Here is a 22,557-nt window from a genome sequence, read left to right as displayed (position 1 = left end):
GAACGGGGCATGCGCGAGCACGGTGGAAATCTCGATCTGGCCCAGCAGCGGTTTGGCGGCCGCGCCGAGGACTGGATCGATCTGTCGACCGGGATCAACCGGGTGCCTTATCCGGTGGGCGAGGTGAGCATGCGCGCCTGGAGCGCGCTGCCGTCGCGGGCTGAGATCGATGCGTTGCATCAGGCGGCGCGGCACGCCTATCGCACGAGCGCACCACTCGTCGCGATGGGCGGTGCGCAAGCCGCCATTCAACTCTTGCCGCAACTCGCGCCGTGCGGCCGCGCTCGCATTCTCGCACCGACCTACAACGAATATGCCGGGGTCCTCTCGGCTACGGGCTGGGATGTCGAGGAGGTCAGGGACTTCGAGGCATTGGCAGGCGCGGACCTCGCCATCATCGTCAATCCCAACAATCCCGATGGCCGCTGCCATACGCCCAATGATTTGCTCGCACTGCTGCCGCGCGTCGGCCGTCTCGTCGTCGACGAGAGTTTCGCCGACGTCGTTCCGCATCTGTCGCTCGCGCCGGAGGCAGATCGGCCGAGACTGCTGATCCTGCGCTCCTTCGGCAAGTTTTACGGGTTGGCCGGCCTGCGGCTTGGATTCGCGATCGGCAATGCCGCCGATGTCGGCAAGCTCGCGGCGGCATCGGGCCCATGGCCGATCTCGGGAGCGGCGATCGCCATCGGCTGCCGCGCATTGTTTGACGATGCCTGGGCCGAGGCGACAACGGCGCGGCTTGTGCGCGACAGCATACGGCTCGACGCGATGGTACAGTCGCAAGGCTGGTCGCTGATTGGCGGCACGCCGCTGTTTCGTCTTTACGAGACGCCCGACGCGTTGACTGCACAGGACAAGCTCGCGCGCGCCCATATCTGGTCGCGCGTCTTCGCGAAAGAGCCGACATGGCTGCGGCTCGGGCTTCCAGGCAACGAAGCCGAATGGTCGCGCCTTGCCGAGGTTCTAGCGCGCTAGCGCGAGCAGGCCTTCGACGTCGAGATGCTTTTCGATGTGGTCGGCGAGCGCATCGAGCGCGCTCTCGACCCGGGCGTGATATGGCTCTTCGCCCGCGGGAATGTCGAGCTTTGCCAAATACGCTTTGCGAAAATCGTCCGAGGTGAAGAGGCCGTGCAAGTAGCTGCCCTGCACGCGCCCATCGTGCGAGATCGCGCCTTCCGGCTCGCCGTTCAGGCTGGCGAACGGACGCGCGCGATCCGGCCCGTCGGTGCGGCCGATGTGGATTTCGTAGGCTTGGATCGGCTGATCGGTCGCGGCGTGCACGGCCGTGGCGCGCGTCAGCGTCTTCTGCGGGCTCATCACGGTCTCGACATCGAGAAGTCCGAGGCCCGGTGTGTCGCCCGCAGGGCCTTCGATGCCCTCAGGGTCGGAAACGCTGCGCCCGAGCATCTGATAGCCGCCGCAGAGGCCGAGCACATGGCCGCCGCGGCGGTGATGCGCCATGAGATCGATGTCCCAGCCCTGCGCGCGCAGGAAGGCGAGATCGCCGCGCGTGGATTTTGAGCCGGGGATGATGACGAGACGGACATCGCCGGGGATCGGCTCGCCCGGACGCACCATGATGAGATCGACGCCAGGCTCGAGCTTGAGTGGATCGAGATCGTCGAAATTGGCAATCCGCGACAGCGCCAGGCACGCGATCTTGCAGCGGCCCGGCTTGCGCGCGTCGCTCAGGCCCAGCGCGTCCTCGGCCGGCAGCTCGCCGGCACGCGGAAACCAGGGCAGCACGCCAAAGCCGCGCCACGATGTTTTCGCCTCGATCAGTCTGTAGCCATCATCGAACAGCGTGGGATCGCCGCGGAACTTGTTGATGACAAAACCCTGAATCATCGCAGCATCTTCAGGATCGATCACCGTCCTGATGCCGACGAGCTGGGCGATGACGCCGCCGCGGTCGATGTCGCCGACCAGCACGACGGGGACATCCGCCTTGCGAGCAAAGCCCATATTGGCGATGTCGGCCTTGCGCAGGTTGACCTCGGCCGGACTGCCGGCGCCTTCGACCAGCACCAGATCAGATCGCGCCTTCAGCCGCTCAAAGCTCTCGATCACCGCACCCATCAGCGACGGCTTCATCGCCGCATATTCGCGCGCACGCGCGGTCGCAATGCGTTTGCCGTGGACGACGACCTGTGCGCCGACATCGGTCTCGGGCTTGAGCAGCACCGGGTTCATGTCCGTGTGCGGCTCGACGCCGGCGGCAAGCGCCTGCAGCGCCTGGGCGCGACCGATCTCGCCGCCATCGACCGTGACGGCCGCATTGTTCGACATGTTCTGCGGCTTGAACGGAAGCACGCGCAAGGCCCGCCGCGTGAAGGCACGCGCGAGGCCGGCCACGATGAGCGATTTGCCCACGTCCGAGCCGGCCCCCTGGATCATCAATGCGCGCGCCATCGAATTCAGAACTCGACGCCGGCCTGCGCCTTGATGCCGGAGCGGAAGGGATGCTTCACCAGCGTCATCTCGGTGACGAGATCGGCGATCTCGATCAACTCGTCCTTGGCGTTGCGCCCGGTGAGCACGACATGCGTCATCGGCGGCTTCGAGGTCGTCAGGAAGTCGACCACCTCCGCGATGTCGAGATAATCGTAGCGCAGCGCGATGTTGATCTCGTCGAGCACGACCATGCGCAAGTTCGAATCGAGGATCAGCTCCTTGGCCTTCTCCCAGCCGGCGCGCGCGGCGGCGATGTCGCGGGCGCGGTCCTGCGTCTCCCAGGTAAAACCTTCGCCCATCGCGTGGAACTGACAGAGGTCGCCGAAATGGCCGGTGAGCAGGCGCCGCTCGCCGGTGTCCCAGGCGCCCTTGATGAACTGCACGACCGCGCAGGGGAAGCCGTGGGCGACGCAGCGGACGATCATGCCGAAGGCGGAGGAGGATTTGCCCTTGCCCGCGCCGGTGTGGACGATGATGAGGCCCTTTTCGCCGCTCTTGGTCGCCATGATCTTGTCGCGGGCGGCCTTCTTCTTCGCCATCTTCTGGGCGTGCCGGGCGTCGGTTTCCTCGGCCGTTTGGGTATCCGGATCAGGCGTCATCGGATGGGGTCCTTCGGCTTGACAAGAGGCGGCCGGGGGCAAATGGTGGCCCGGCGTTGGTTCCTGTCCTATGACAGGCGAAGAGGGAATGCGATAGGGTCCGAATCGGCAAGATTTGGGCCCAAAATGCAGCCGCCCCCGCGACCGTGACCGGAGAGATGCCCGAAGCCACTGATTCCCACGGGGATCGGGAAGGCGGGGATCGAAGGGCAAAACCCTGCTCCGCAAGCCGGGAGACCTGCCAGCGCGGACGAGTTTTGGACCGGCGGACGGGGTGTTCCGCGACGGGGAAGCGGGCCCTCGCAAGACGGTTCGTGGGCCTCTTCGCCTCCGCCGTTTATTCTGGAAGAGGCGATGACCGTCACACTTCACGTCTGCATCACCTGCCGCGCCGGCCAGACGCTGGGCGAGGGCGAGACGACGCCCGGCAAGCGCCTGCATGGTGCGATCCTCGAGGCGGGCGTGCCCGAGGGCGTCAATGTGGTTCCCGTCGAATGCCTGTCCGCATGCAGCCAGGGCTGCTCGGTCGCGCTCAGCGCGCCCGGCCGCTGGTCCTATGTCTATGGCCGCCTGTCGGATGCGAATGCGCAGGACGTCGTCGCGGGTGCCGCAGCCTATGCGGCCGCGCCCGACGGCCTCGTGCCCTGGCGCAGCCGTCCCGAAATCTTCCGCAAGCAGTCGCTTGCCCGCATTCCCCCCATTGCCGTGTTGCCGGAGGCCGCCGAATGAACTCGCTCGCAAAAGTCCCTGTTACGGTGGTCACGGGGTTTCTCGGTTCCGGCAAGACGACGCTGATTCAGCATCTGCTCAGCAATCCCAACGGCAAGAAGCTCGCGGTGCTCGTCAACGAGTTCGGCAGCGAGGGCGTCGACGGCGAGATCCTCAAATCCTGCGCCGACGCCAATTGCCCCGAGGAGAACATCGTCGAGCTCGCCAATGGCTGCATCTGCTGCACCGTGGCCGACGATTTCATTCCGACCATGGAGCAATTGCTGGCGCGCCCCGTGCGGCCCGATCACATCCTGATCGAGACCTCGGGCCTTGCGCTGCCAAAGCCGCTGCTGAAGGCGTTCGACTGGCCGGAGATCCGCTCGCGGATCACGGTCGACGGCGTGATCGCGCTGGCCGACGCCGAGGCTGTGGCCGCCGGCCGCTTCGCGCCCGATCCGGCGGCCGTCGAGGCGCAGCGCGCAGCGGACGAAAATCTCGACCACGAGACGCCGTTATCGGAAGTGTTCGAGGATCAGATCGCCTGCGCCGACATCGTGCTGCTGACCAAGGCGGATCTCGCCGGCAGTGCCGGCATTGAAGCTGCGAAGGCTGTAATCACGGCCGAGATGCCGCGCCGCGTGCCGATGTTGCCCGTGACTGACGGTGCGATCGATGCGCGCGTGATCCTTGGCCTCGGCGCCGCCGCCGAGAACGATCTGGCCGCGCGTCCCTCGCATCATGATGGCGAGGAGGAGCACGAGCACGATGATTTCGCCTCCGTCGTGATCGATCTTCCGGAGGTTGCCGATGTCGATGGGCTGGTCGCTTCCGTTCAGCGTCTGGCGCGCGAGCAGAACGTGCTGCGCGCCAAGGGCTATATCGCGGTCGCCGGCAAGCCGATGCGCCTGTTGCTGCAGGCGGTGGGCGAGCGCGTGCGCCACCAGTTCGACAAGCCCTGGGGCGCGGGTCTCAGGCAGTCAAAGCTCGTCGTGATCGGCGAGCATGGCGACATCGACGAGGCCGCGATCAGGTCAGGACTAGGTATCTGATGCACGTCGTCTTCCGCGAGAGCCGCGGTCTGGAGGAGACCGCGACGCCAAGGGACATCGGCCAGGACCCGGCCGATCTCGTGGTGCTCTCGTACTCGGATTCCGACCTTGCCGCGTTTGCGGCCGGCTGGCGGCGTGGTCGCGACGGCCTGCCGTCGCTGCGGCTCGCCAATCTCGCGGAGCTGCGTCATCCGCTGTCGGTCGATACCTATATCGAGCGCACGCTGTCGCAGGCGCGCGGCATCCTGGTGCGCCTGATCGGCGGCGAGTCCTATTGGCCGTACGGGCTCGCGGCCCTGCAGCAACTCGCCAAGGATCGCGGCATCGTGCTGGCCGTGCTGCCGGCCGATGGTCGCGACGACGTCAGGCTCGATGCCTACTCGACCCTGCCGGTTTCGACGCTGCGCCGGCTGAAGGTGCTCTGCGACACCGGCGGCCCGGTCGCGGCGCAAGCCGCGATCGCGCAGCTCGCGCTGGCCTCGGGGCTTTATGCAGGCCCGGTCGTCGGCGAGATGACGGTGCCCGAGATGGGCTTTTACGATCCTGCGCGCGGTGTCATTGCGGCGCCGGCGCCGGGCGAGGGAAAGCCGCGCGCGCTGGTGACGTTTTATCGCTCCTATCTCACCGCTGCCGACACCGGCCCCGTCGATGCCCTCATCGCCGCGTTGCGCGAAAAGGGTTTTGACGCGCATGGCGTGTTCGTCACCTCGTTGAAGGCCGCGGGCGTTGCGGATTGGCTGGGCGCGTATCTCGCGCAAAATCCGGCGGCTGCGATCGTCAATGCGACGGCGTTTTCCGCGGTTGGCGACGGCGGCACGACGCCGTTCGATGCTGCATTGTGTCCGGTCTTCCAGGTCGCGCTTTCCACGGCGCGTCGCGAAGACTGGGCGGACTCGCTGCGCGGCCTTTCGCCCGGCGATCTCGCGATGCATGTGGTGCTGCCCGAGGTCGATGGCCGCGTGTTCACGGGCGTGGTGAGTTTCAAGTCCGCCGCGGTGCGTGATCCGGATCTACAGTTTTCGCATTTGGCGCACCGGCCCGATGAGGCGCGCGTAAAGGCTGTGGCCGCGCGCGTCGCGGCCTGGCGGCACCTTGCGGAGAAGCCTGCCGCCGAGAAGCGTGTGGCGATCGTGCTCTCGAACTATCCGGGCCGGCCGCACCAGATCGCACATGCGGTCGGTCTTGATGCGCTGGCTTCGGTCGAGGCCCTGGTATCCGATCTCGCGGAAGCCGGCTTCGGCGTCGCGCCGATCCATGCACTCGGCGATACGCTGCTCAAGCAGCGATTGACCTGGAGCGTCGCCGACTATCGCGCCGCGCTCGCGCGCCTGCCGCAATCGCTGCAGGATGATCTCGCGCAAGCCTGGGGCTCGCCGGAGACTGATCCGAGTTGCCGCGACGGCGCGTTTCACTTCGCGGCCATCACTTGCGGCAACTCGATCATCGCGGTCCAGCCGGAGCGCGGCGATGCCACCTCGCGCGATGCCGATTATCACGATCTCGCCCGCACGCCGCGCCATGGCTATGTCGCGTTCTATCTCTGGCTCCGCGGGCAGGGGATTGATGCCGTCGTGCACATGGGCGCACATGGCACGCTGGAATGGCTGCCCGGAAAATCGGTGGCGCTGTCTCCAGCCTGCTGGCCGGAAGCCCTGATCGGCGATCTCCCAATCATCTATCCCTTCATCGTCAACGATCCCGGCGAGGCCGCGCAGGCCAAGCGGCGCATCGGCGCCGTCACGATTGGCCATCTGCCGCCGCCGCTCGAAAAATCCGCCGTGCCGGAAGGCCTGCGTCGGCTCGAACGGCTCCTTGACGAATATTCGACCGCCGATGGTCTGGATCCAGCCCGCCGGCAGCGTTTGATCGCGGCAATCCGCGACGAGGCGCGTGCAGCCGGCCTTGAAGACGATCTTGGCCTGGATGCTTCTGCTGCACCGGCCGAAGCGATCCCGCGCATCGACCGCTTCGTCTGCGATCTCAAGGAGAGCCAGTTCGGCGACGGCCTGCACGTGTTTGGCCGCGGCGCCTGTGGCGATGCGGAGCGCGACGCCCTGCGTGCTGCGCTCGCAGGACAGCGAGTCGCGCCGGGGCCGTCGGGCTCGCCTTATCGCGGCCGTCAGGACGTGCTGCCCACGGGACGCAATCTCTTCGCCGTCGATCCCCGCGCGGTGCCGACCCCGTCGGCGCACGCGCAGGGGATAAAACTCGCCGAAGAGCTGCTGCGGCGCCATCTGCAGGATCACGGCGACTGGCCGAAGGGGCTCGTCGTCGATCTCTGGGGTTCGGCGACAATGCGCACCGCGGGCGAGGAATTTGCGATGGCGCTGCATCTGGCAGGCCTCGCGCCGCGCTGGGATCACGCTTCCGGCCGCGTCACCGGTTACGACATCATCGCGCCCGCCGAGCTCGGCCGTCCCCGCATTGATGTCACCCTGCGCGTATCTGGCCTGTTTCGCGATGTCTTTGCAGGGCTTGCGCAATTGTTCGAGGCCGCTGCCGAGGCGCTCGCGGCGCGCGACGACGAGGGCGAGGAGAATCCGTATCGCCAGCGTGCGTCGCGCGTGTTCGCGCCGCGTCCCGGACAATACGGCGTCGGCCTGTCGGCGATCCCGGATGCCTTCACGCCGGAGACGCGCGAAGCGGCCGGCGAGGCTTGGCTGTCGGCATCGTCCTGGGCGTTCTCCGCCGATGGCGAGATTAAGCCGGATCGAGCCGGCATCGAGACGCGCCTCGCGTCGGCCGATGCTTTTGTCCACGTCCAGGACTTGCCGGAAACCGATCTGCTGCTCGCGGCCGACTACGCCGCGCATGAAGCGGGGATTGCGGCCGCCGCGGCACAGCTCGGCGGGACCGCGCCGTCGCTCTATCATCTCGACGCAACGCGCCCCGACCAGCCGCATGCGCGGACGCTGACCGAGGAGATCTCGCGCGTGGTTCGCGCGCGCGCCGCCAATCCGGCCTGGATCGCCGGCATGATGCGCCATGGTTTTCGCGGCGCCGCCGAGATCACCGCGACGCTCGAGCATATGGCAGCCTTCGCCCATCTGGCCGGCGCCGTGCCGCCGCATCTGTTCGATCTCTATTATGACGCGACACTGGGCAACGAGGACGTCAGCGCGTTCATGGCCCGCGAGAATCCGGCGGCACTTGCCGCGATGGAGACCTGCTTCACCCGCTTGCATGAGGCTTCACTCTGGCGAACGCGCCGCAATTCGATCGCGGCTGCACTCCGGGAGGCGTCATGAGCGCGGCTATGGTCAAGGGCTGGTGCCCCGGTGCGCTGCGGCCGATGCAATCGGGCGACGGACTCGTCGTCCGCGTGCGGCCGTTCGGCGGTCGGCTCGATGCGGCGCAGATCTCCGGACTTGCCCATCTGGCCGAACGCCATGGCAACGGCCTGATCGACGTGACCAGCCGCGCCAATCTCCAGATCAGGGGCGTCAGTGAAAGCAGCCACGGGCTGCTGGTCGACGGGCTCGCGCAACTGGCGCTGCTCGATCCGGACCCCGAAACCGAATCCCGGCGCAATATCCTGGTGACACCGTTCTGGCGCGCGGGCGACGAGACCCAGGCGATTGTCGCCGAGCTCGAAGCGGCGCTCGAGGCGTGCGCGCTCGCGCTTCCGACCAAGTTCGGCTTCGCCGTCGATGACGGCACCTCGCGCGTGCTTGCCGGCGATTCCGCGGATGTGCGGATCGAGCGCGACCGGGCCGGCGGGCTGCTGGTGCGGGCCAATGGCGCCGAGCTCGGCCGATCCGTCGCGCGCGGCGAGGCCGTGACCGCTGCGCTCGCGCTTGCAAACTGGTTCGTGATGTCAGGCGGCGCCACTGGCGGGCGAGGGCGCATGGCGGCGCATCTGGCCGCCGGCGCAATCTTGCCCAGGGCGCTGCGCGGCGAGGCCGAGCCGGCACCGATCATGGCCGCGGCGCGCCCCGGCCTCTATCCGCAGGGCGCGATGGTCGGCGTCGCGTTCGGGCAATTGCCCCATGCCACGCTCAACCAGTTTGCCGATTGTGGACATGCGCTGCGGATGACGCCGTGGCGGATGGTCTTGAGCGAAGACAAGCGCACGATGCCGACCGCGGCCGGCCTCATCACCGAGGCCTACGATCCGGCGCTGCGCGTCATCGCCTGCAGCGGTGCGCCGCGCTGTCGCGAGGCCCACGCCGACACCCGCGCGCTGGCGGCCGCGCTTGCGCCGAACATCGGTGCGGCCGCGCGGCTTCACGTTTCCGGCTGCGCCAAGGGATGTGCGCATTCCGGCACTGCTGCGATCACGCTGGTCGCGACTGGCGCAGGATTCGATCTCGTGCGCAGCGGGTCGACGCGCGACGAGCCCGTTCTGCGTGGGCTGAACCGCGATGATATCGTCGGTAATCCCTCCATCCTGATGGGAGGGCATTGATGCCGCATGTTTACGAGACCGATGGCGCCGCGATCTACCGGCAGTCCTTTGCGACCATTCGCGCAGAAGCCGACCTTGCCCGCTTCACGCCCGATGAGGAGCAGGTCGTCGTGCGGATGATCCATGCCGCCGGCATGGTCGGCCTCGAAGCGCATATTCGCTTCACGCCAGGCATGGCGACCGCCGCGCGCGCCGCCCTGCAGAAGGGCGCGCCGATCCTGTGCGATGCGCGCATGGTCTCGGAAGGAATCACGCGGGCGAGACTGCCGGCGGACAATGCCGTGATCTGCACGCTCGGCGATCCCTCCGTTCCGTCGCTGGCGCAATCCATGCGCAACACCCGCTCGGCCGCGGCGCTGGAGCTGTGGCGGCCGCATCTCGATGGCGCGATTGTTGCGATCGGCAACGCACCGACAGCGCTGTTCCATCTCCTCAACATGCTGGAGGACCAAAACTGTCCGCGGCCGGCGGCGATTATCGGCTGCCCGGTCGGCTTCGTCGGTGCAGCCGAGTCCAAGGCGGCGCTGATGGCCGATCCGAAGGTCGCGACGCTGACGGTCGAGGGCCGCCTCGGCGGTTCGGCGATCACGGTGGCCGCCGTGAACGGGCTGGCGAGCCGGAGCGAATAGCGATGGGACGCATCATATGTTGCGGCCTCGGCCCCGGTGATCCCGATCTGATGAGCGTGCGCGCCGACCGCACCGTGCGCGCCGCGCAGCACGTTGCGTATTTCCGCAAGAAGGGTCGGCCTGGCCAGGCGCGCCGTATCGTCGAGGGCATGCTCGCCTCCGACGTCACCGAATATCCCATGGAATATCCGGTCACCACGGAGATTGCTTTCGACAGCCCCGAATACGTCCAGCTGCTCGCCGGCTTCTACGACGAATGGGCCGAGCGCTTGGCGCGGCTGGCGCGCGCGGTCGACGTCGTCGTGCTGTGCGAGGGCGATCCCTATTTCTACGGCTCCTTCATGCATCTGCACATGCGCCTGCAGGGGCGTGTCGAGATCGAGGTGATTGCCGGCATTCCCGGCATGGTTGGCTGCTGGAATGGCGTCGGCCAGCCGATCGCCCTCGGTGACGACGTGACGACGGTGCTGATGGGGACGCTTCCCGAAGACGACCTCGAACGCCGCATGCGCGATTCCGATGCGCTGGTCGTCATGAAGACCGGCCGCAATCTTGCGAAAGTACGCCGCGCGCTCGCATCCGCCGGTCGGCTTGAAGACGCCTGGCTGGTCGAGCGTGGCACCATGCCGGGCGAGCGCGTGGTGCGGCTCGCGGAGGTCGATGCCGCAGATTGTCCCTATTTCGCGATCGTGCTGGTGCACGGCAAGGGACGGCATCTGGACGCGGCCGAATGACGGGCACGCTGACCATTGCGGGTCTTGGCCCGGGCAGCGACGCGCTGGTAACGCCTGAGGTTTCCGCCGCGCTCGCCTCCGCGACCGATATTTTGGGCTATGCGCCTTATGTTGCGCGCGTGCCGCCGCGACCAGGTCTCACGCTGCACCCCTCCGACAACCGCGAAGAGCTGCAACGCGCGCGCGAGGCGTTGCGTCTGGCCGCCGAAGGCGGTCAGGTCGTCGTCGTCTCCTCAGGCGACCCCGGCGTCTTCGCGATGGCGTCCGCCGTGTTCGAGGCGCTCGAACAGGTGCCGCAATGGCAGGCGCTGCCGATCCGCGTGCTGCCGGGCATCACGGCGATGCTGGCGGCGGCTGCACGCGCGGGTGCGCCGCTCGGTCACGACTTCTGTGCGATCAATCTCTCCGACAATCTCAAGCCCTGGGCCGTGATCGAGAAACGGCTGCGGCTCGCGGCGGAAGCCGATTTTTCGATTGCGATGTACAACCCCCGTTCGGCAAGCCGGCCGGAGGGTTTTGGACGCGCGCTGGCGCTACTCAAGGATGCCGGTTGCGGCGAACGGCTCGTGATCTTCGCGCGCGCGGTCAGCGCTGCCGACGAGACAATCGAGACCGTGACGCTGAACGAGGCGCGGCCCGAGATGGCAGATATGCGCACGCTGGTGATCGTCGGAAATTCGCAGACACGCCGCGTCGGCCGCTGGGTCTATGCACCGAGGCGGGTTGAATGACCGAGCCACTGCATCACTTCAGTGACGCTTTCGACGCGCGGACGCTCGGGCAGTTCTGGTCGCGAGATCATGACCACGGGCAGGCCGAGCGTACGGGCCGCGTCGATCTTGGCGCGCGCGCCGTCGCCGCCGGAATTGCGGGCGACGATCCATGCGATGCCGCGTGCGCGCATCATCTCGAGCTCACCTTCGAGGGTGAACGGCCCGCGGGACACGATCACGTCAGCCGGGAAGGGCAGGGGCGCTTCGGGAGAATCGACGAAGCGCAGCGTGTAGGTATGCTGCGGCTTGGTTGCGAACGGAGCGATATGCTGGCGACCGATGGCGAGAAAGACGTGTGCGGGCGTCTCGGGCAGCGCGGCGACCGCCGCGTCGACGTCCGCGACCTCGATCCAGTTGTCGCCTTGCGTCCTGTCCCATGGCATGCGTTCGAGCGCGATCAACGGCGTACCGGCTTCGGCGCACGCCGCAACCGCATTGCGGCTCATCTCGGCAGCGAAAGGGTGCGTCGCGTCGATAACGTGCGTGATGCCTTCGCGGCGGATGTAATCGGCAAGCCCGCTCGCGCCGCCAAAACCGCCGATGCGGGTCGGCAGCGGCTGGTCGGCGGGCGCGCGGGTGCGGCCGCCATAGGAGTAGACGGCATCGACGCGCGCATGCGCGATCTCCGCGGCGAGCAGGCTCGCATCGGCCGTTCCGCCCAGAATGAGGGCGCGCGTCATGGCTAATTCCTTGGCTGATCCCTGGCTGACCATCATCGGTATCGGCGAAGATGGCCTTGCCGGGCTGTCCGACGCAAGCCGAAAGGCGCTTGTGAGGGCTGAAACCGTCTTCGGTGGTGAACGTCATCTCGCTCTGGCAGACGTGGGCGGCCGCGGCCGTCCATGGCCGGTGCCGTTCGATGCGGATGTCGTGCTGAGCTGCCGCGGCAGGCCGACGGTGGTGCTGGCATCCGGTGATCCGTTCTGGCATGGCGCCGGCGCGAGCCTTGCCGAGAAGCTGCAGACCGGCGAGTGGATCGCGCACTCCGCTCCGTCGACGTTTTCGCTTGCGGCCGCGCGGCTGGGCTGGCGACTCGAATCCGCCGTTTGCCTCGGCCTGCACGCCGCGCCATTCGAGCGTCTCGTGCCGCATCTTGCGAATGGTGCGCGCATCATTTGCCTCGTGCGTGATGGGAAAGCGGCAGGTGACTTCGCAGCATGGCTGAGTGAGCGGGGATGGGGCGCCTCGTCCTTCTGGACGCTCGCTGCGCTCGGCGGGCCGCGCGAGAGCATCGGGGAATATCGCGCTAACAGTTTTGCCGGTGGTCTCGCCGGAAACCTGGTCGCAGTCGCCGTCGAGGCGAAGGGCGCACAAGGTCTGCCCCGCAGCTCGGGACTGTCAGACGATCTCTTCGTCCATGACGGCCAGATCACCAAGCGGCCGGTGCGCGCAATGGCGCTCTCGACGCTGGCGCCGCGCTCCGGCGAGCGATTGTGGGACATCGGCGCGGGCTCGGGTTCGATCTCGGTGGAATGGGCGCTATGCGGTGGAACGGCGACCGCCGTCGAAGCGCGAGAGGATCGCGCCGCGAATATCCGCAGGAATGCGGCAGCGTTCGGGCTGGCGCACCGGATCACTGTTGTTGAAGGGAAAGCGCCCGACGCTCTCGCTGCGCTGGACGCGCCGGACGCCGTCTTCATCGGTGGCGGTCTCGATAGCGCGATGTTCGACGCCATCTGGTCGCGGCTCGCGCCGGGGGCGCGGCTGGTTGCACATTCCGTGACGCTGGAGACGGAAGCGCTGCTCGGCGAATTGCACCAACGCCACGGCGGCGAGCTGATGCGAGTCGAGATCGCGCATGCTGCGCCGCTCGGCGGCTATCGCTCCTGGGAAGCGGCACGCCCGGTGGTGCAGTGGAGTGTAGTCCGATGAAGGTCGCCGGACTCGGGTTCAAGAAGGATGTCACGCTGGCTTCGCTGCGCGAAGCGCTTCTGGCCGCCGGCGGTCCCGAAGGGCTTGCGGCAGTGGCGACCGTCAGCGACAAAGCTGATGCCGAGGCCCTGAAGCAACTCGCGCAAGAATGCGGTGTGCCGATCAAGGCCGTTCCGGCCGAGACGCTGGCCGGCATCGACACGCTCACGCAATCGAAGCTCATCGCGGAGAAGTTCGGCACGGGATCAGTTGCCGAAGCTGCGGCGCTCGCCGCAGCCGGCCCTCGCGCGCGACTGATTGCGATGCGCGTGGTCTCGAGGGACCGCACGGCCACCGCCGCGATCGCGGAAGGAGACGGCCCATGACCGTGCATTTCATCGGCGCCGGGCCCGGCGCTCCCGATTTGCTGACGCTGCGCGGCCGCGACTTGATCGCGGCCTGTCCGGTCTGTCTCTATGCCGGCTCGCTGGTTCCCGAAGGCGTGCTGGCGCATTGCCCGCCCGGCGCGCGCATCGTCAACACCGCGCCGCTGTCGCTCGACGAGATCATTGCCGAGATCGCTGCCGCGCATGCGGAGGGCAAGGACGTCGCGCGGCTGCATTCCGGCGATCTCTCGATCTGGTCGGCGATGGGCGAGCAGCTCCGCCGCCTGCGCGCGCGCGGCATTCCCTATTCGGTGACGCCCGGCGTTCCCTCGTTCTCCGCTGCTGCGGCAGCGCTGGAGGTCGAGCTGACTTTGCCCGGTCTTGCCCAGACGGTGGTGCTGACGCGCACGCCAGGCCGCGCCAGCGCGATGCCTGAGGGCGAGAAGCTCGCCGCCTTCGCCGCGACCGGCGCGGTGCTCGCGATCCACCTCTCGATCCATCTGCTCGGCCAGGTCATCGCCGAGCTCACCCCGCATTACGGCGCGGACTGTCCCGTCGCCATCGTCTGGCGCGCGAGCTGGCCGGAGCAGCGTGTCGTGCGCGCGACGCTGGCGACGCTGAATGCCGCCGTTGGTACCGAGATGGAGCGCACCGCGCTGATCCTGGTCGGCAAGACCCTTGGCTCGGCAGATTTCGACGAGAGCCGCCTTTATGCCGCCGACTACGACCGCCGCTATCGGCCAATCGGCGCCGAGCCGCGCTTTCCGGAGGTCTCCTAATGCCGGCGGGCCTTGTCATCTCCGCGCCAGCCTCCGGCGTCGGCAAGACCACACTGACGCTGGCGCTCGCGCGCGCTTGGCGCAATCGTGGCCTCGAGGTGCAGTGCTTCAAGAGCGGGCCTGACTATATTGATCCCGCATTCCACGCGGCCGCCACGGGACGAGCCTCTGTCAACGTCGATAGCTGGGCGATGGACCGCGGAACGATCGCGCATCTCGTCAGCCGCGGCACGGATGCCGATATCGTCCTCGCCGAAGGCTCGATGGGTCTGTTCGACGGCGTCGCCGCGCGTGGCGTGTCCGGCACCGGTGCTTCGGCCGACATCGCGGAGATGCTGGGCTGGCCGGTGGTGCTGGTGATCGATCCATCGGGGCAGGCGCAGACGGCGGCTGCGATCGCCGCAGGCCTTCGCGACTATCGCCCGGGCGTGCGCCTTGCCGGCGTCGTGCTCAATCGCGTCGCCAGCCCGCGCCACGAAGACCTGGTGCGGAGTGCGCTCAACGATGCCGGCATTGCCGTGTTCGGTGCGCTGCCGCGGCACGCGGAGATCAGCCTGCCGAAGCGGCATCTCGGCCTCGTGCAGGCGGAGGAGCAGGCCGAGATCGGCAAGCTGATCGACGAGGCCGCGCGCTTTGTTGCCGAGCACGTCGATCTCGACGCGGTGTTGCGAGCGGCCGCCGGCTGGTCGCCGCAACCTGCCGCGAATGGCCTGAACGTGACGCCGCCCGGCCAGCGCATCGCGCTCGCCCGCGACGCCGCGTTTTCCTTCGTCTATCCGCACATGCTGGAAGCCTGGCGCGCGGCGGGCGCCGAAATCACGACATTCTCGCCGCTCGCCGATGAAGGCCCTGATACGAGCGCCGACGTTTGCTGGTTGCCCGGCGGCTATCCCGAGCTTCACGCAGGAAAGATCGCGGCCAATACGCGGTTTCGCACCGGCCTGCGCTCGTTCGCCGAGACGCGGCCGGTGCACGGCGAGTGCGGAGGCTATATGGTGCTGGGCGCAGGCCTCACCGACGCCGACGGTGTTCGTCATGAGATGACGGGTCTGCTTGGCCTGGAGACGAGCTTTGCCAAACGCCGCATGCATCTGGGCTATCGTCTTGCCGCCCTCGCGGCGCCTATGCCGGGGCATCAGGCGGGCGCGCGCTTGCGCGGTCATGAGTTCCACTATTCGACCATCCTTGCCCAGCCCGATACGCCGCTGGCGGTCGTGCATGATGCAACGGGCGCGGTCATCGCCGAGACCGGCTCGCAGCGCGGCCGTGCCACCGGCACTTTCTTCCATCTGATCGCGGAGGACCGGTGAGCGGTTTCGTCTCCTTCATCTCCGCCGGCCCCGGTGATCCCGAGCTCCTCACCGTGAAGGGCGCCACGCGGCTGCGCGAGGCCGACGTTGTGCTCTATGACGACCTCGCATCCGGCGCGATCCTCGATCTCGCCCGGCCCGGCGCCAATCTCGTCGCGGTGGGAAAGCGGGCCGGGCGGCCCTCGACCAAGCAGCACCATGTCAACCGCCTGCTGGTCGACTACGCCGTCACAGGCGCGCGCGTCGTGCGACTGAAGTCCGGCGATGCCGGGATATTCGGCCGGCTCGAGGAGGAGCTGGAGACGCTGCGCGAGGCCGGCATCGGCTACGAGATCGTTCCCGGCGTCACCTCGGCTTGCGTCGCCGCGGCGCAGGCGGGGATTCCGCTGACCCGGCGGCACACCTCGCGCCGCGTGCAGTTCGTGACCGGGGCCGATGTCACGGGCGAGCTGCCGCCAAACCTGAACTGGGCGGCGCTGGCCGACCCTGAAGCGACCACTGTCGTCTACATGGGCCGGCGCACCTTTCCGGCGCTTGCCGCAAAATTGATCGCCCACGGCCTCGCACCAACCACCCCGGCGCTGTTCGCCGAATCCCTCGGCCGATCCGACGAACGGCTGGTCCGCACCACGATTGCCGAGCTTGCCGAGCAGCTTGCACGGGGTGGGGCGGCTTCGACGGCCGCCGTCATCCTGTTTGGCGCGCTGGCGGGGGAATATCCATCATGACGGCCACTGCCGCCGTTCGCCCCTTGACGCCTGCAACGCGAAAGGGGCACACAAGAGGGGCATGGTGCTCGACGCGGCGCAAAGCGCCGGAGCATAATCGGGAATGGGGATGGGCGGACCCAGTTGCGGCGCCCAAAACCCCAGCCGCCCCCGCGACTGTAAGCGGTGAGGGGCTCCGATCAGCCACTGGGCCGCAAGGTCCGGGAAGGCCGGAGAACCCCAGTGAACCGCGAGCCAGGAGACCGGCCGTGCATGTTTTGAGGCCAAGGCCGTCGGGTGTGACGGCAGGAAGGAACTGAGCCATGCATATCGAACCCGGCGTCGTGACGGGCGCCAAGCTCGTGTTGAGTTACGCAACCGGCATCGCCGCAGGCGGCGTTGCCTTGAAGCTCGCGGCCGAGACCGTGCGCGAGCAGGGCATCACGTCGTTCGCCGCGCGAACGCTGGCCACCACCGCCCTCGTCTTCACCTTCTTCGAGATCCTGCCGCACTTCCCGGTCGGCGTCTCCGAGGTGCACTTCATTCTCGGCTCGACCCTGTTCCTGCTGTTTGGCGCTGCGCCCGCGGCCTTCGGCCTTGCGCTCGGCCTGTTGCTCCAGGGCGTGTTGTTCGAACCCGCCGACCTGCCGCAATACGGCATGAACGTCACGACGCTGCTGGTGCCGCTGTTCGGGATCCAGGCGATCGCCACACGGATCATTTCGCGCAACACCGCCTATGTCGACCTCAGGTATCGCCAGGCGCTGGCGCTCTCGACGACTTACCAGGCCGGCGTGATCGCCTGGGTGGCGTTCTGGGCGCTCTATGGCTCCGGCTTTGCCATGAGCAACCTCGCCAACATCGCGACCTTCGCGGCCTCCTACGCGCTCGTCATCGTGATCGAGCCGCTGGCCGATCTCGCCGTGCTGGCGCTGGCGAAGTCGCTGCGCGGTGTGACCGCGCCCGGCCTCGTCACCCCGCGCCTGCACAACGCGGCTTAAGAGACAAGGGGCGGCCGTCATGGCCGCCCCACACGCCCGATGCTCACACTCTCCCTGATAGGCATCGGTTGCGGCGATCCCGAGCAGCTCACGCGCGCCGCGATCCGCGCGATCAACGCGGCCGATCTCGTGCTGATCCCGCGCAAGGGAAGCGCCAAATCAGATCTCGCCGATCTCAGGCGGACGATCTGCACTGACGTGCTCACGAACGACACGACGCGCATTGCCGAGTTCGATTTGCCGGTGCGCGACGCGACCGAAGCTGACTACCGAAAGGGCGTGGACGATTGGCACGACGCCGTGGCCGCCGCTTGGTCGCAGACGATCGCGAGCCATCTCGTCGGTGACGGCAAGGTCGCACTGCTGATCTGGGGCGATCCTTCGCTCTACGATTCCTCGCTGCGCATCGCGCGGCGGCTGAATCCCTTGCCAAAGATCGAGGTCGTGCCCGGCATCTCCTCGATCCAGGCCTTGTGCGCGGCGCATGCGCTGCCGCTCAACGACATCGGCGAGCCGTTTCTGGTCACGACAGGCCGTCGCTTGCGCGAGGCCGGCTGGCCGCAGGGCGTCGACACGGTGGTGGTGATGCTCGACGGCGGCACCGCGTTCCAGTCGCTCGATCCGGCCGGGCTGTATATCTGGTGGGGCGCCTATCTCGGCATGCCCGATCAGATCGTGATGTCCGGCCCGCTCACTGACGCGGGTCCGCGCATCGTCGCTGTGCGGCAGGAGGCGCGCGAGCGGCATGGCTGGATCATGGACAGCTACATTCTCAAGCGCAGGCCGTAAGCGAGGCAGCATGCTCCCCGACTGGGTCACCCGGAAATGCCCCGATGTCTCCGCGATCCATCGCGACGCGGCGATCGCACGTCAGGCGCAACTTACAAAACCGACCGGCGCGCTCGGTCGGCTCGAGCAGCTCGCGATCGAGCTCGCCGGCCTGCAGGCGACCGAGCAGCCGCGCGCCGCGCGCGTGCCGATCATCATCTTCGCCGGCGATCACGGCATCGTCGCGCAGGGTGTGTCGGCCTATCCGCAAGCCGTCACCATCGCGATGATGGCGAATTTTGCTTCCGGCGGCGCCGCGATCTCGGTGCTGGCGCGCGAGCTGGGTTCGCGCCTGGAAGTCGTCGACGCCGGCACGCTGGCGCAGGGGGCGATGCCTGGCATCGTCACCGACAAGCCGCGCAATGGCACCCGCGATTTCAGCGTCGAGGCCGCACTCACGCCTGCAGAGCTGGCTTTCGCCTTCGATGCCGGCCAGCGCGCGGTTGCGCGTGCCGAGGCCAGCCAGCCTGATCTCCTGATCTTCGGCGAGATGGGAATCGGCAACACCACGACGTCAGCGGCGATCGCCGCGAGCCTGCTCGGGATCAGCGCCGAGGAGATCGCGGGCAGCGGCACCGGCGTCGATGCGGCCGGCCGGGCGCACAAGGCGCGCGTGATCGATACGGCGATTGCGCGTCATGGCGCTGCGGGCGCGTCGCCCGAAAAGATCCTGTGTGCCGTCGGCGGCCTCGAGATCGCGGCGATCTCGGGTGCCATCATTGCGGCCGCGCAGCGCCGCATCCCCGTGTTGATTGACGGCTTCATCGTGTCGGTCGCGGCGCTGGCGGCGGTGCGGCTCAATCCGTCGTGCCAGCCATTCCTGCTGCCCTCGCATCAATCGGCCGAGCAGGGGCATCGGCTGGTGCTGCGCGCATTGAACGTGCAGCCGCTGATCAGCCTCGATCTCAGGCTCGGGGAGGGATCGGGCGCCGCCATCGCTCTGCCGCTGGTGCGGTCGGCCTGCGCGCTCCATAACGGCATGGCGACCTTCGCGCAGGCCAATGTGCCGGATCGGCCTAGCTGACCCGCTGATTGACGGACACCACCCGCCAGCCGGCCGCGAGCCGATCGATCCTGGTCAGCGACAGCGGATCGATCACGAAGCGCAACGCCGCTTCCGGTGTGAGATCGAGCGCGATGCAGAGCGCGGCACGGATGGTGCCGGAATGCACGACGAGCGTTGCGGAGCCGGCTCCGATCCGCGACAGGCCCAGGCGGACGCGCGCGACCTGATCCCCAAAACTCTCGCCGCCCGGTGGTCTCAGGTGCGCAGGGTCGCTCCAGAATTGTGTGTAGGCCTCGCCACTGCTCGTTGCGAGCTCGTCATGCCGCCGGCCGGTCCAGTCGCCGAAATCCTGCTCGCCGAATTCGCTCATCAACACCGGTTCGAGCCCCAGCGCGCGCGCCGTCTCGATCGTGCGCCGCGCAGGGCTCGCATAGCTCGCAGCATCCCGCGGCAGGCGCGACCGCAGCGCTTCCAGTTGCGCGCGGTCGGTCAGGTCCGCCGGTGCATCGGCGGCATGGATCGTTCCTTTGACGCCGTCGACGGGTGCATGTCGGATCAGCCAGAGGAAGGTCGGGCCTTCCATACTTATCTCCAGGGAAGTTGATCGCTGTGGCAATAACGCTGCAACTGGTACATTGACTCTGTCTTGCTGGTAATCCTAGATGCTCGCGACGGTTTCCCCGAGAGGGGATGAAAAGGGAATGCGGTGCGGGGAAATTGTCCCCAATGCCGTGGCTGCCCCCGCAACTGTGAGCGGATAATCCTTCGTCAGAAGCCACTGGGTCCTCGGTCCCGGGAAGGCGACGAAGCGGTCGTGACCCGCGAGCCAGGAGACCTGCCGTCAGCCGTGGTCACACGCGAAGATGTCGGTCGGGGAGTACAGACATTCGGCTTCATCGTAGGGCTGACAAGCCCGGGGTGAGACCTCGTTCGCTGTGACGTGCCACTGACGTCATACCGAGGTCTAGACCCGTGTCTTCCATCCGTATCGTACGACCGCGCAGCGTCCTGCTTGCCTCTGCCGCGCTCACGTCCTTTGCCGTTCTCGATGTGCCTGCTGCACTGGCGCAGCAGGCCCGCGAAGCCCTGCCGCCGATCGAGGTATCGCCCCAATCTCGCAAGCCGGCCAAACCGGCCGCCCGGGAAGCCCAGAGCACGCGCCGCGCGGCAGCGCGCAGACCTGCGGCGGCATCGGTCGCGCCAAAACCCACCGTGCCGGCCGCAGCCGCGCAGACGCCGCTCAACACCAATGTGGTGGCGGAAAGCGCCTCGCGCCTTGGGCTGACCGTGCGGGAGATACCGGCGACCGTCGAAGTCATCTCGGCCCAGACCATGCGCGAGCAGGGCTATCGCACCGTGTCCGAGGTGGCGCAAGGAGCGGTCGGCGTGACCTCCGGCGACGCCCCGGGGGAGCCGGCGGGCTTCTCGATGCGCGGCTTCACCAACAGCCAGATCAACACGCTCTACAACGGCATCAAGATCGGCCCGCAGAACATGACCTCGCGGATCATGGACACGGCCAACCTGGAAGCCGTGGAATTCCTGAAGGGTCCGGCCTCGCTGATCTCGGGCGAGGGCGCCGCCGGCGGCGCGATCAACCTCGTCACCAAGCAACCGCACACCGGAGCGATCCGGAACGAAGCGGACGTCTCGTACGACTCCCTGAATTCGTTCCGTGCGCATTACGGCTCGGGCGGCAGCACCAACGTTCAAGGCCTCGACTACCGCTTCGACATCAGCCGCTCCTCGCTCAACGGTTTTGTCGACGACACCTATACCAAGACGTTCGACGTCTCCGGCCAGCTCAACTACCGCATCTCCGACAGCCTCAAGGTCTGGGGCGCGATCGAGTACCGCGAGGATCGCGGGAAGGCCTATTGGGGCGCGCCGCTGGTGCCGGTCGCCTTCAGCGGCTCGCATGCGACAACGGGGATTGTCTCGGGCAACTACGTCTCAAACTACAACAAGACCAATCTCGGTGCGGTCACCATCGACGATCGAACCTTCAACACCAACTACAACGTTCTCGACAACCGCAACGTGGGGCAGGAAGTCTGGCTGCGCGGCGGCTTTGAACTGAAGCTCGCGCCCGACCTGACCTTGAAGAGCCAGGCCTATGGCTACGGCGCAGAGCGCACCTGGTTCAACAACGAGGTCGAGGCATTCAACTCTGGTACGAACCTGGTCGATCGCGAGCGCTTCTATGTTGCGCATAGCCAGCGGCTGGTCGGCAACATCACCGACCTGATATGGGATGCGAACATCGCCGGCTTCGACAACCGGATGGTCACGACGCTCTCGTCGAGCTACCTCGATTTTGTCAGGCCGGGCGCCGCAAACTTCCCCGGCGACTCCGTTTCGCTGGTCGATCCTGACCGCGGCTTCTACGGCCTGCTCACGACGCAGCAGCAGACCGCGCGCATCGACAACGAGGCGCTGTCGTTCGAGGACCGGCTCAAGCTGACGCGCAGCTTCGCGCTGGTCGGCGGGCTGCGCGTCGAGCATATCGGGCTCGACCGCAACTCGACCGACGTCAACGGCCTGGTGAAGGCGGGCTTCCCGTTCACGAAGGACTGGGCGCCGGTGACGGGACGCATCGGCTACACCTGGGAGGCCGTGCCCGGCCTGACCTTCTTCAGCCAGTATGCGACCGGCGCGGACGTTTCCGCCAACAACATCTTCCTGTTGCTGCCGACCCAGCCGCTGGACCTGACGACGTCGCGCACCTACGAGACCGGCGTCAAGCATCTGTTCTGGGACAATAGGGCGGAGTGGTCGTTCTCGGCCTACGATATCCTGCGCAAGAACGTCTATGCGGCGGCCGGCGGGCAGGCGCTCAATATCGCCGGGCGGCAGGAATCGAAGGGCGTCGAGCTCGCCGCCGCGGTGCGGCCGATCGATCCGCTGCGTTTGTGGGGCAACATCGCCTATGTCGATGCGCGCTATGCCGACTATAATTTCGCCGGCGGCTCGTTCTCGGGCAACACGCCGCCGAACGTGCCGCGCATCGTCGCGAATGCCGGCGCGTCGTATCGCTTCTTCACGCCGTGGCCGGTGGAGCTCGGCATCGTCGGCCGGCACGTCGGCGATCGCTACAACACCGACGCCAACACGGTGACGATGAACGCCTACACGGTCGGCGACGTCTATGCCTTCGTCGATATCCCGAAGACCGTCTTCAATGCCGTCGACCAGGCCCGCCTGACCTTCCGGGTGCGCAACTTCACCGACAAGCGCTACGCGATCTGGGGCGATCCGTTCTATCCCGACCAGATCCTCTTGGGCGCGCCGCGCACCTACGAGATCTCGGCGGCGTTCAAATGGTAGGGCGC

21 protein-coding genes and 3 riboswitches are annotated in these 22,557 nt (G+C 67.4%); of the genes, 17 read left to right on the top strand and 4 right to left on the bottom strand.

The genetic code is table 11. The features are described 5' to 3' along the window. The first annotated feature begins 9 nt into the window (after window positions 1-9). A complete protein-coding gene (gene cobD, locus XH79_RS03460; RefSeq protein ID WP_271580668.1) occupies window positions 10-975 on the top strand; it encodes a threonine-phosphate decarboxylase CobD in 966 nt (321 codons plus the stop codon). Here the strand turns inward: cobD and XH79_RS03455 are convergent. After that, the gene (locus XH79_RS03455; RefSeq protein WP_271580667.1) at window positions 964-2,412 is read right to left on the bottom strand and encodes a cobyric acid synthase; all 1,449 of its coding nucleotides are present in this window, start codon (window positions 2,410-2,412) and stop codon (window positions 964-966) included. The two genes, cobD and XH79_RS03455, sit on opposite strands and share 12 nt — an antisense overlap. A 5-nt stretch (window positions 2,413-2,417) precedes the next feature. Continuing rightward, complete coding sequence (gene cobO / locus XH79_RS03450; protein ID WP_271580666.1) at window positions 2,418-3,053, bottom strand: cob(I)yrinic acid a,c-diamide adenosyltransferase; 636 nt, start codon at window positions 3,051-3,053, stop codon at window positions 2,418-2,420. A 40-nt stretch (window positions 3,054-3,093) separates the two neighbouring features. Beyond that, window positions 3,094-3,313: riboswitch (cobalamin riboswitch) on the top strand. A 94-nt stretch (window positions 3,314-3,407) separates the two neighbouring features. Between cobO and XH79_RS03445 the strand changes: the two genes are divergently transcribed. From XH79_RS03445 to cobJ, 7 genes are read left to right on the top strand one after another with little or no spacing between them, the layout of a single operon-like run. Then, a complete protein-coding gene (locus XH79_RS03445; RefSeq protein WP_027558954.1) occupies window positions 3,408-3,782 on the top strand; it encodes a DUF1636 family protein in 375 nt (124 codons plus the stop codon). Continuing rightward, the gene (cobW, locus tag XH79_RS03440) at window positions 3,779-4,813 is read left to right on the top strand and encodes a cobalamin biosynthesis protein CobW (protein ID WP_271580665.1); all 1,035 of its coding nucleotides are present in this window, start codon (window positions 3,779-3,781) and stop codon (window positions 4,811-4,813) included. Before XH79_RS03445 ends, cobW begins: the two co-directional genes overlap by 4 nt. Then, the gene (gene cobN, locus XH79_RS03435; RefSeq protein ID WP_271580664.1) at window positions 4,813-8,061 is read left to right on the top strand and encodes a cobaltochelatase subunit CobN; all 3,249 of its coding nucleotides are present in this window, start codon (window positions 4,813-4,815) and stop codon (window positions 8,059-8,061) included. The genes cobW and cobN overlap by 1 nt, the downstream gene beginning before the upstream one ends. Further along, window positions 8,058-9,221: a precorrin-3B synthase gene (gene cobG, locus XH79_RS03430; RefSeq protein ID WP_271580663.1), complete on the top strand. Its 1,164-nt coding sequence runs from the start codon at window positions 8,058-8,060 to the stop codon at window positions 9,219-9,221. Before cobN ends, cobG begins: the two co-directional genes overlap by 4 nt. Then, window positions 9,221-9,850 (top strand): precorrin-8X methylmutase, encoded by a 630-nt coding sequence (locus tag XH79_RS03425; protein WP_271580662.1) that lies wholly within the window; start codon window positions 9,221-9,223, stop codon window positions 9,848-9,850. The genes cobG and XH79_RS03425 overlap by 1 nt, the downstream gene beginning before the upstream one ends. A gap of 2 nt (window positions 9,851-9,852) precedes the next feature. Beyond that, the gene (locus tag XH79_RS03420; protein WP_212344231.1) at window positions 9,853-10,584 is read left to right on the top strand and encodes a precorrin-2 C(20)-methyltransferase; all 732 of its coding nucleotides are present in this window, start codon (window positions 9,853-9,855) and stop codon (window positions 10,582-10,584) included. Continuing rightward, entirely contained in the window at window positions 10,581-11,315 is a 735-nt protein-coding gene (cobJ, locus tag XH79_RS03415) for a precorrin-3B C(17)-methyltransferase (protein WP_271580661.1), read from the top strand. Before XH79_RS03420 ends, cobJ begins: the two co-directional genes overlap by 4 nt. Here cobJ and XH79_RS03410 read toward each other — a convergent pair. Then, entirely contained in the window at window positions 11,291-12,037 is a 747-nt protein-coding gene (locus XH79_RS03410; RefSeq protein WP_271580734.1) for a cobalt-precorrin-6A reductase, read from the bottom strand. The genes cobJ and XH79_RS03410 overlap by 25 nt on opposite strands. Before the next feature lie 10 nt (window positions 12,038-12,047). Here XH79_RS03410 and cbiT point away from each other — a divergent pair, with 10 nt between their 5' ends. The 8 genes from cbiT (at window position 12,048) to cobT (ending at window position 19,243) form a co-directional block, all read left to right on the top strand. After that, window positions 12,048-13,229, top strand: a complete 1,182-nt coding sequence (cbiT, locus tag XH79_RS03405) for a precorrin-6Y C5,15-methyltransferase (decarboxylating) subunit CbiT (protein ID WP_271580733.1) — start codon at window positions 12,048-12,050, stop codon at window positions 13,227-13,229. Next, window positions 13,226-13,594: a cobalamin biosynthesis protein gene (locus XH79_RS03400; protein WP_271580660.1), complete on the top strand. Its 369-nt coding sequence runs from the start codon at window positions 13,226-13,228 to the stop codon at window positions 13,592-13,594. The genes cbiT and XH79_RS03400 overlap by 4 nt, the downstream gene beginning before the upstream one ends. Next, on the top strand, window positions 13,591-14,373 hold the full coding sequence (cobM, locus tag XH79_RS03395; protein ID WP_271580659.1) for a precorrin-4 C(11)-methyltransferase: 783 nt from the start codon (window positions 13,591-13,593) through the stop codon (window positions 14,371-14,373). The genes XH79_RS03400 and cobM overlap by 4 nt, the downstream gene beginning before the upstream one ends. Continuing rightward, window positions 14,373-15,683, top strand: a complete 1,311-nt coding sequence (locus XH79_RS03390; protein WP_271580658.1) for a cobyrinate a,c-diamide synthase — start codon at window positions 14,373-14,375, stop codon at window positions 15,681-15,683. The genes cobM and XH79_RS03390 overlap by 1 nt, the downstream gene beginning before the upstream one ends. Continuing rightward, window positions 15,680-16,411, top strand: coding sequence for a uroporphyrinogen-III C-methyltransferase (gene cobA, locus XH79_RS03385; RefSeq protein ID WP_271580657.1), 732 nt, complete (start codon window positions 15,680-15,682; stop codon window positions 16,409-16,411). Before XH79_RS03390 ends, cobA begins: the two co-directional genes overlap by 4 nt. Window positions 16,412-16,456: 45 nt before the next feature. After that, window positions 16,457-16,676: riboswitch (cobalamin riboswitch) on the top strand. A 37-nt stretch (window positions 16,677-16,713) separates the two neighbouring features. Further along, window positions 16,714-17,391 (top strand): energy-coupling factor ABC transporter permease, encoded by a 678-nt coding sequence (locus XH79_RS03380; protein WP_271580656.1) that lies wholly within the window; start codon window positions 16,714-16,716, stop codon window positions 17,389-17,391. A gap of 39 nt (window positions 17,392-17,430) precedes the next feature. Then, the gene (gene cobF, locus XH79_RS03375; protein WP_271580655.1) at window positions 17,431-18,180 is read left to right on the top strand and encodes a precorrin-6A synthase (deacetylating); all 750 of its coding nucleotides are present in this window, start codon (window positions 17,431-17,433) and stop codon (window positions 18,178-18,180) included. 10 nt (window positions 18,181-18,190) lie between these two features. Then, entirely contained in the window at window positions 18,191-19,243 is a 1,053-nt protein-coding gene (cobT, locus tag XH79_RS03370; protein ID WP_271580654.1) for a nicotinate-nucleotide--dimethylbenzimidazole phosphoribosyltransferase, read from the top strand. On the opposite strand, the gene XH79_RS03365 is transcribed toward cobT, so the two are convergent. Continuing rightward, a complete protein-coding gene (locus XH79_RS03365; protein ID WP_271580653.1) occupies window positions 19,236-19,808 on the bottom strand; it encodes a histidine phosphatase family protein in 573 nt (190 codons plus the stop codon). The genes cobT and XH79_RS03365 overlap by 8 nt on opposite strands. Before the next feature lie 72 nt (window positions 19,809-19,880). Beyond that, a riboswitch (cobalamin riboswitch) is annotated at window positions 19,881-20,082 on the top strand. 115 nt (window positions 20,083-20,197) lie between these two features. On the opposite strand from XH79_RS03365, the gene XH79_RS03360 reads away from it, so the two are divergent. After that, window positions 20,198-22,552 (top strand): TonB-dependent receptor, encoded by a 2,355-nt coding sequence (locus XH79_RS03360; RefSeq protein WP_271580652.1) that lies wholly within the window; start codon window positions 20,198-20,200, stop codon window positions 22,550-22,552. Window positions 22,553-22,557: the final 5 nt, after the last annotated feature.

The organism is Bradyrhizobium sp. CCBAU 45389, assembly GCF_028128625.1.
Lineage (GTDB): Bacteria > Pseudomonadota > Alphaproteobacteria > Rhizobiales > Xanthobacteraceae > Bradyrhizobium > Bradyrhizobium liaoningense_B.
This window is presented reverse-complemented; position numbering and strand designations above follow the sequence as displayed.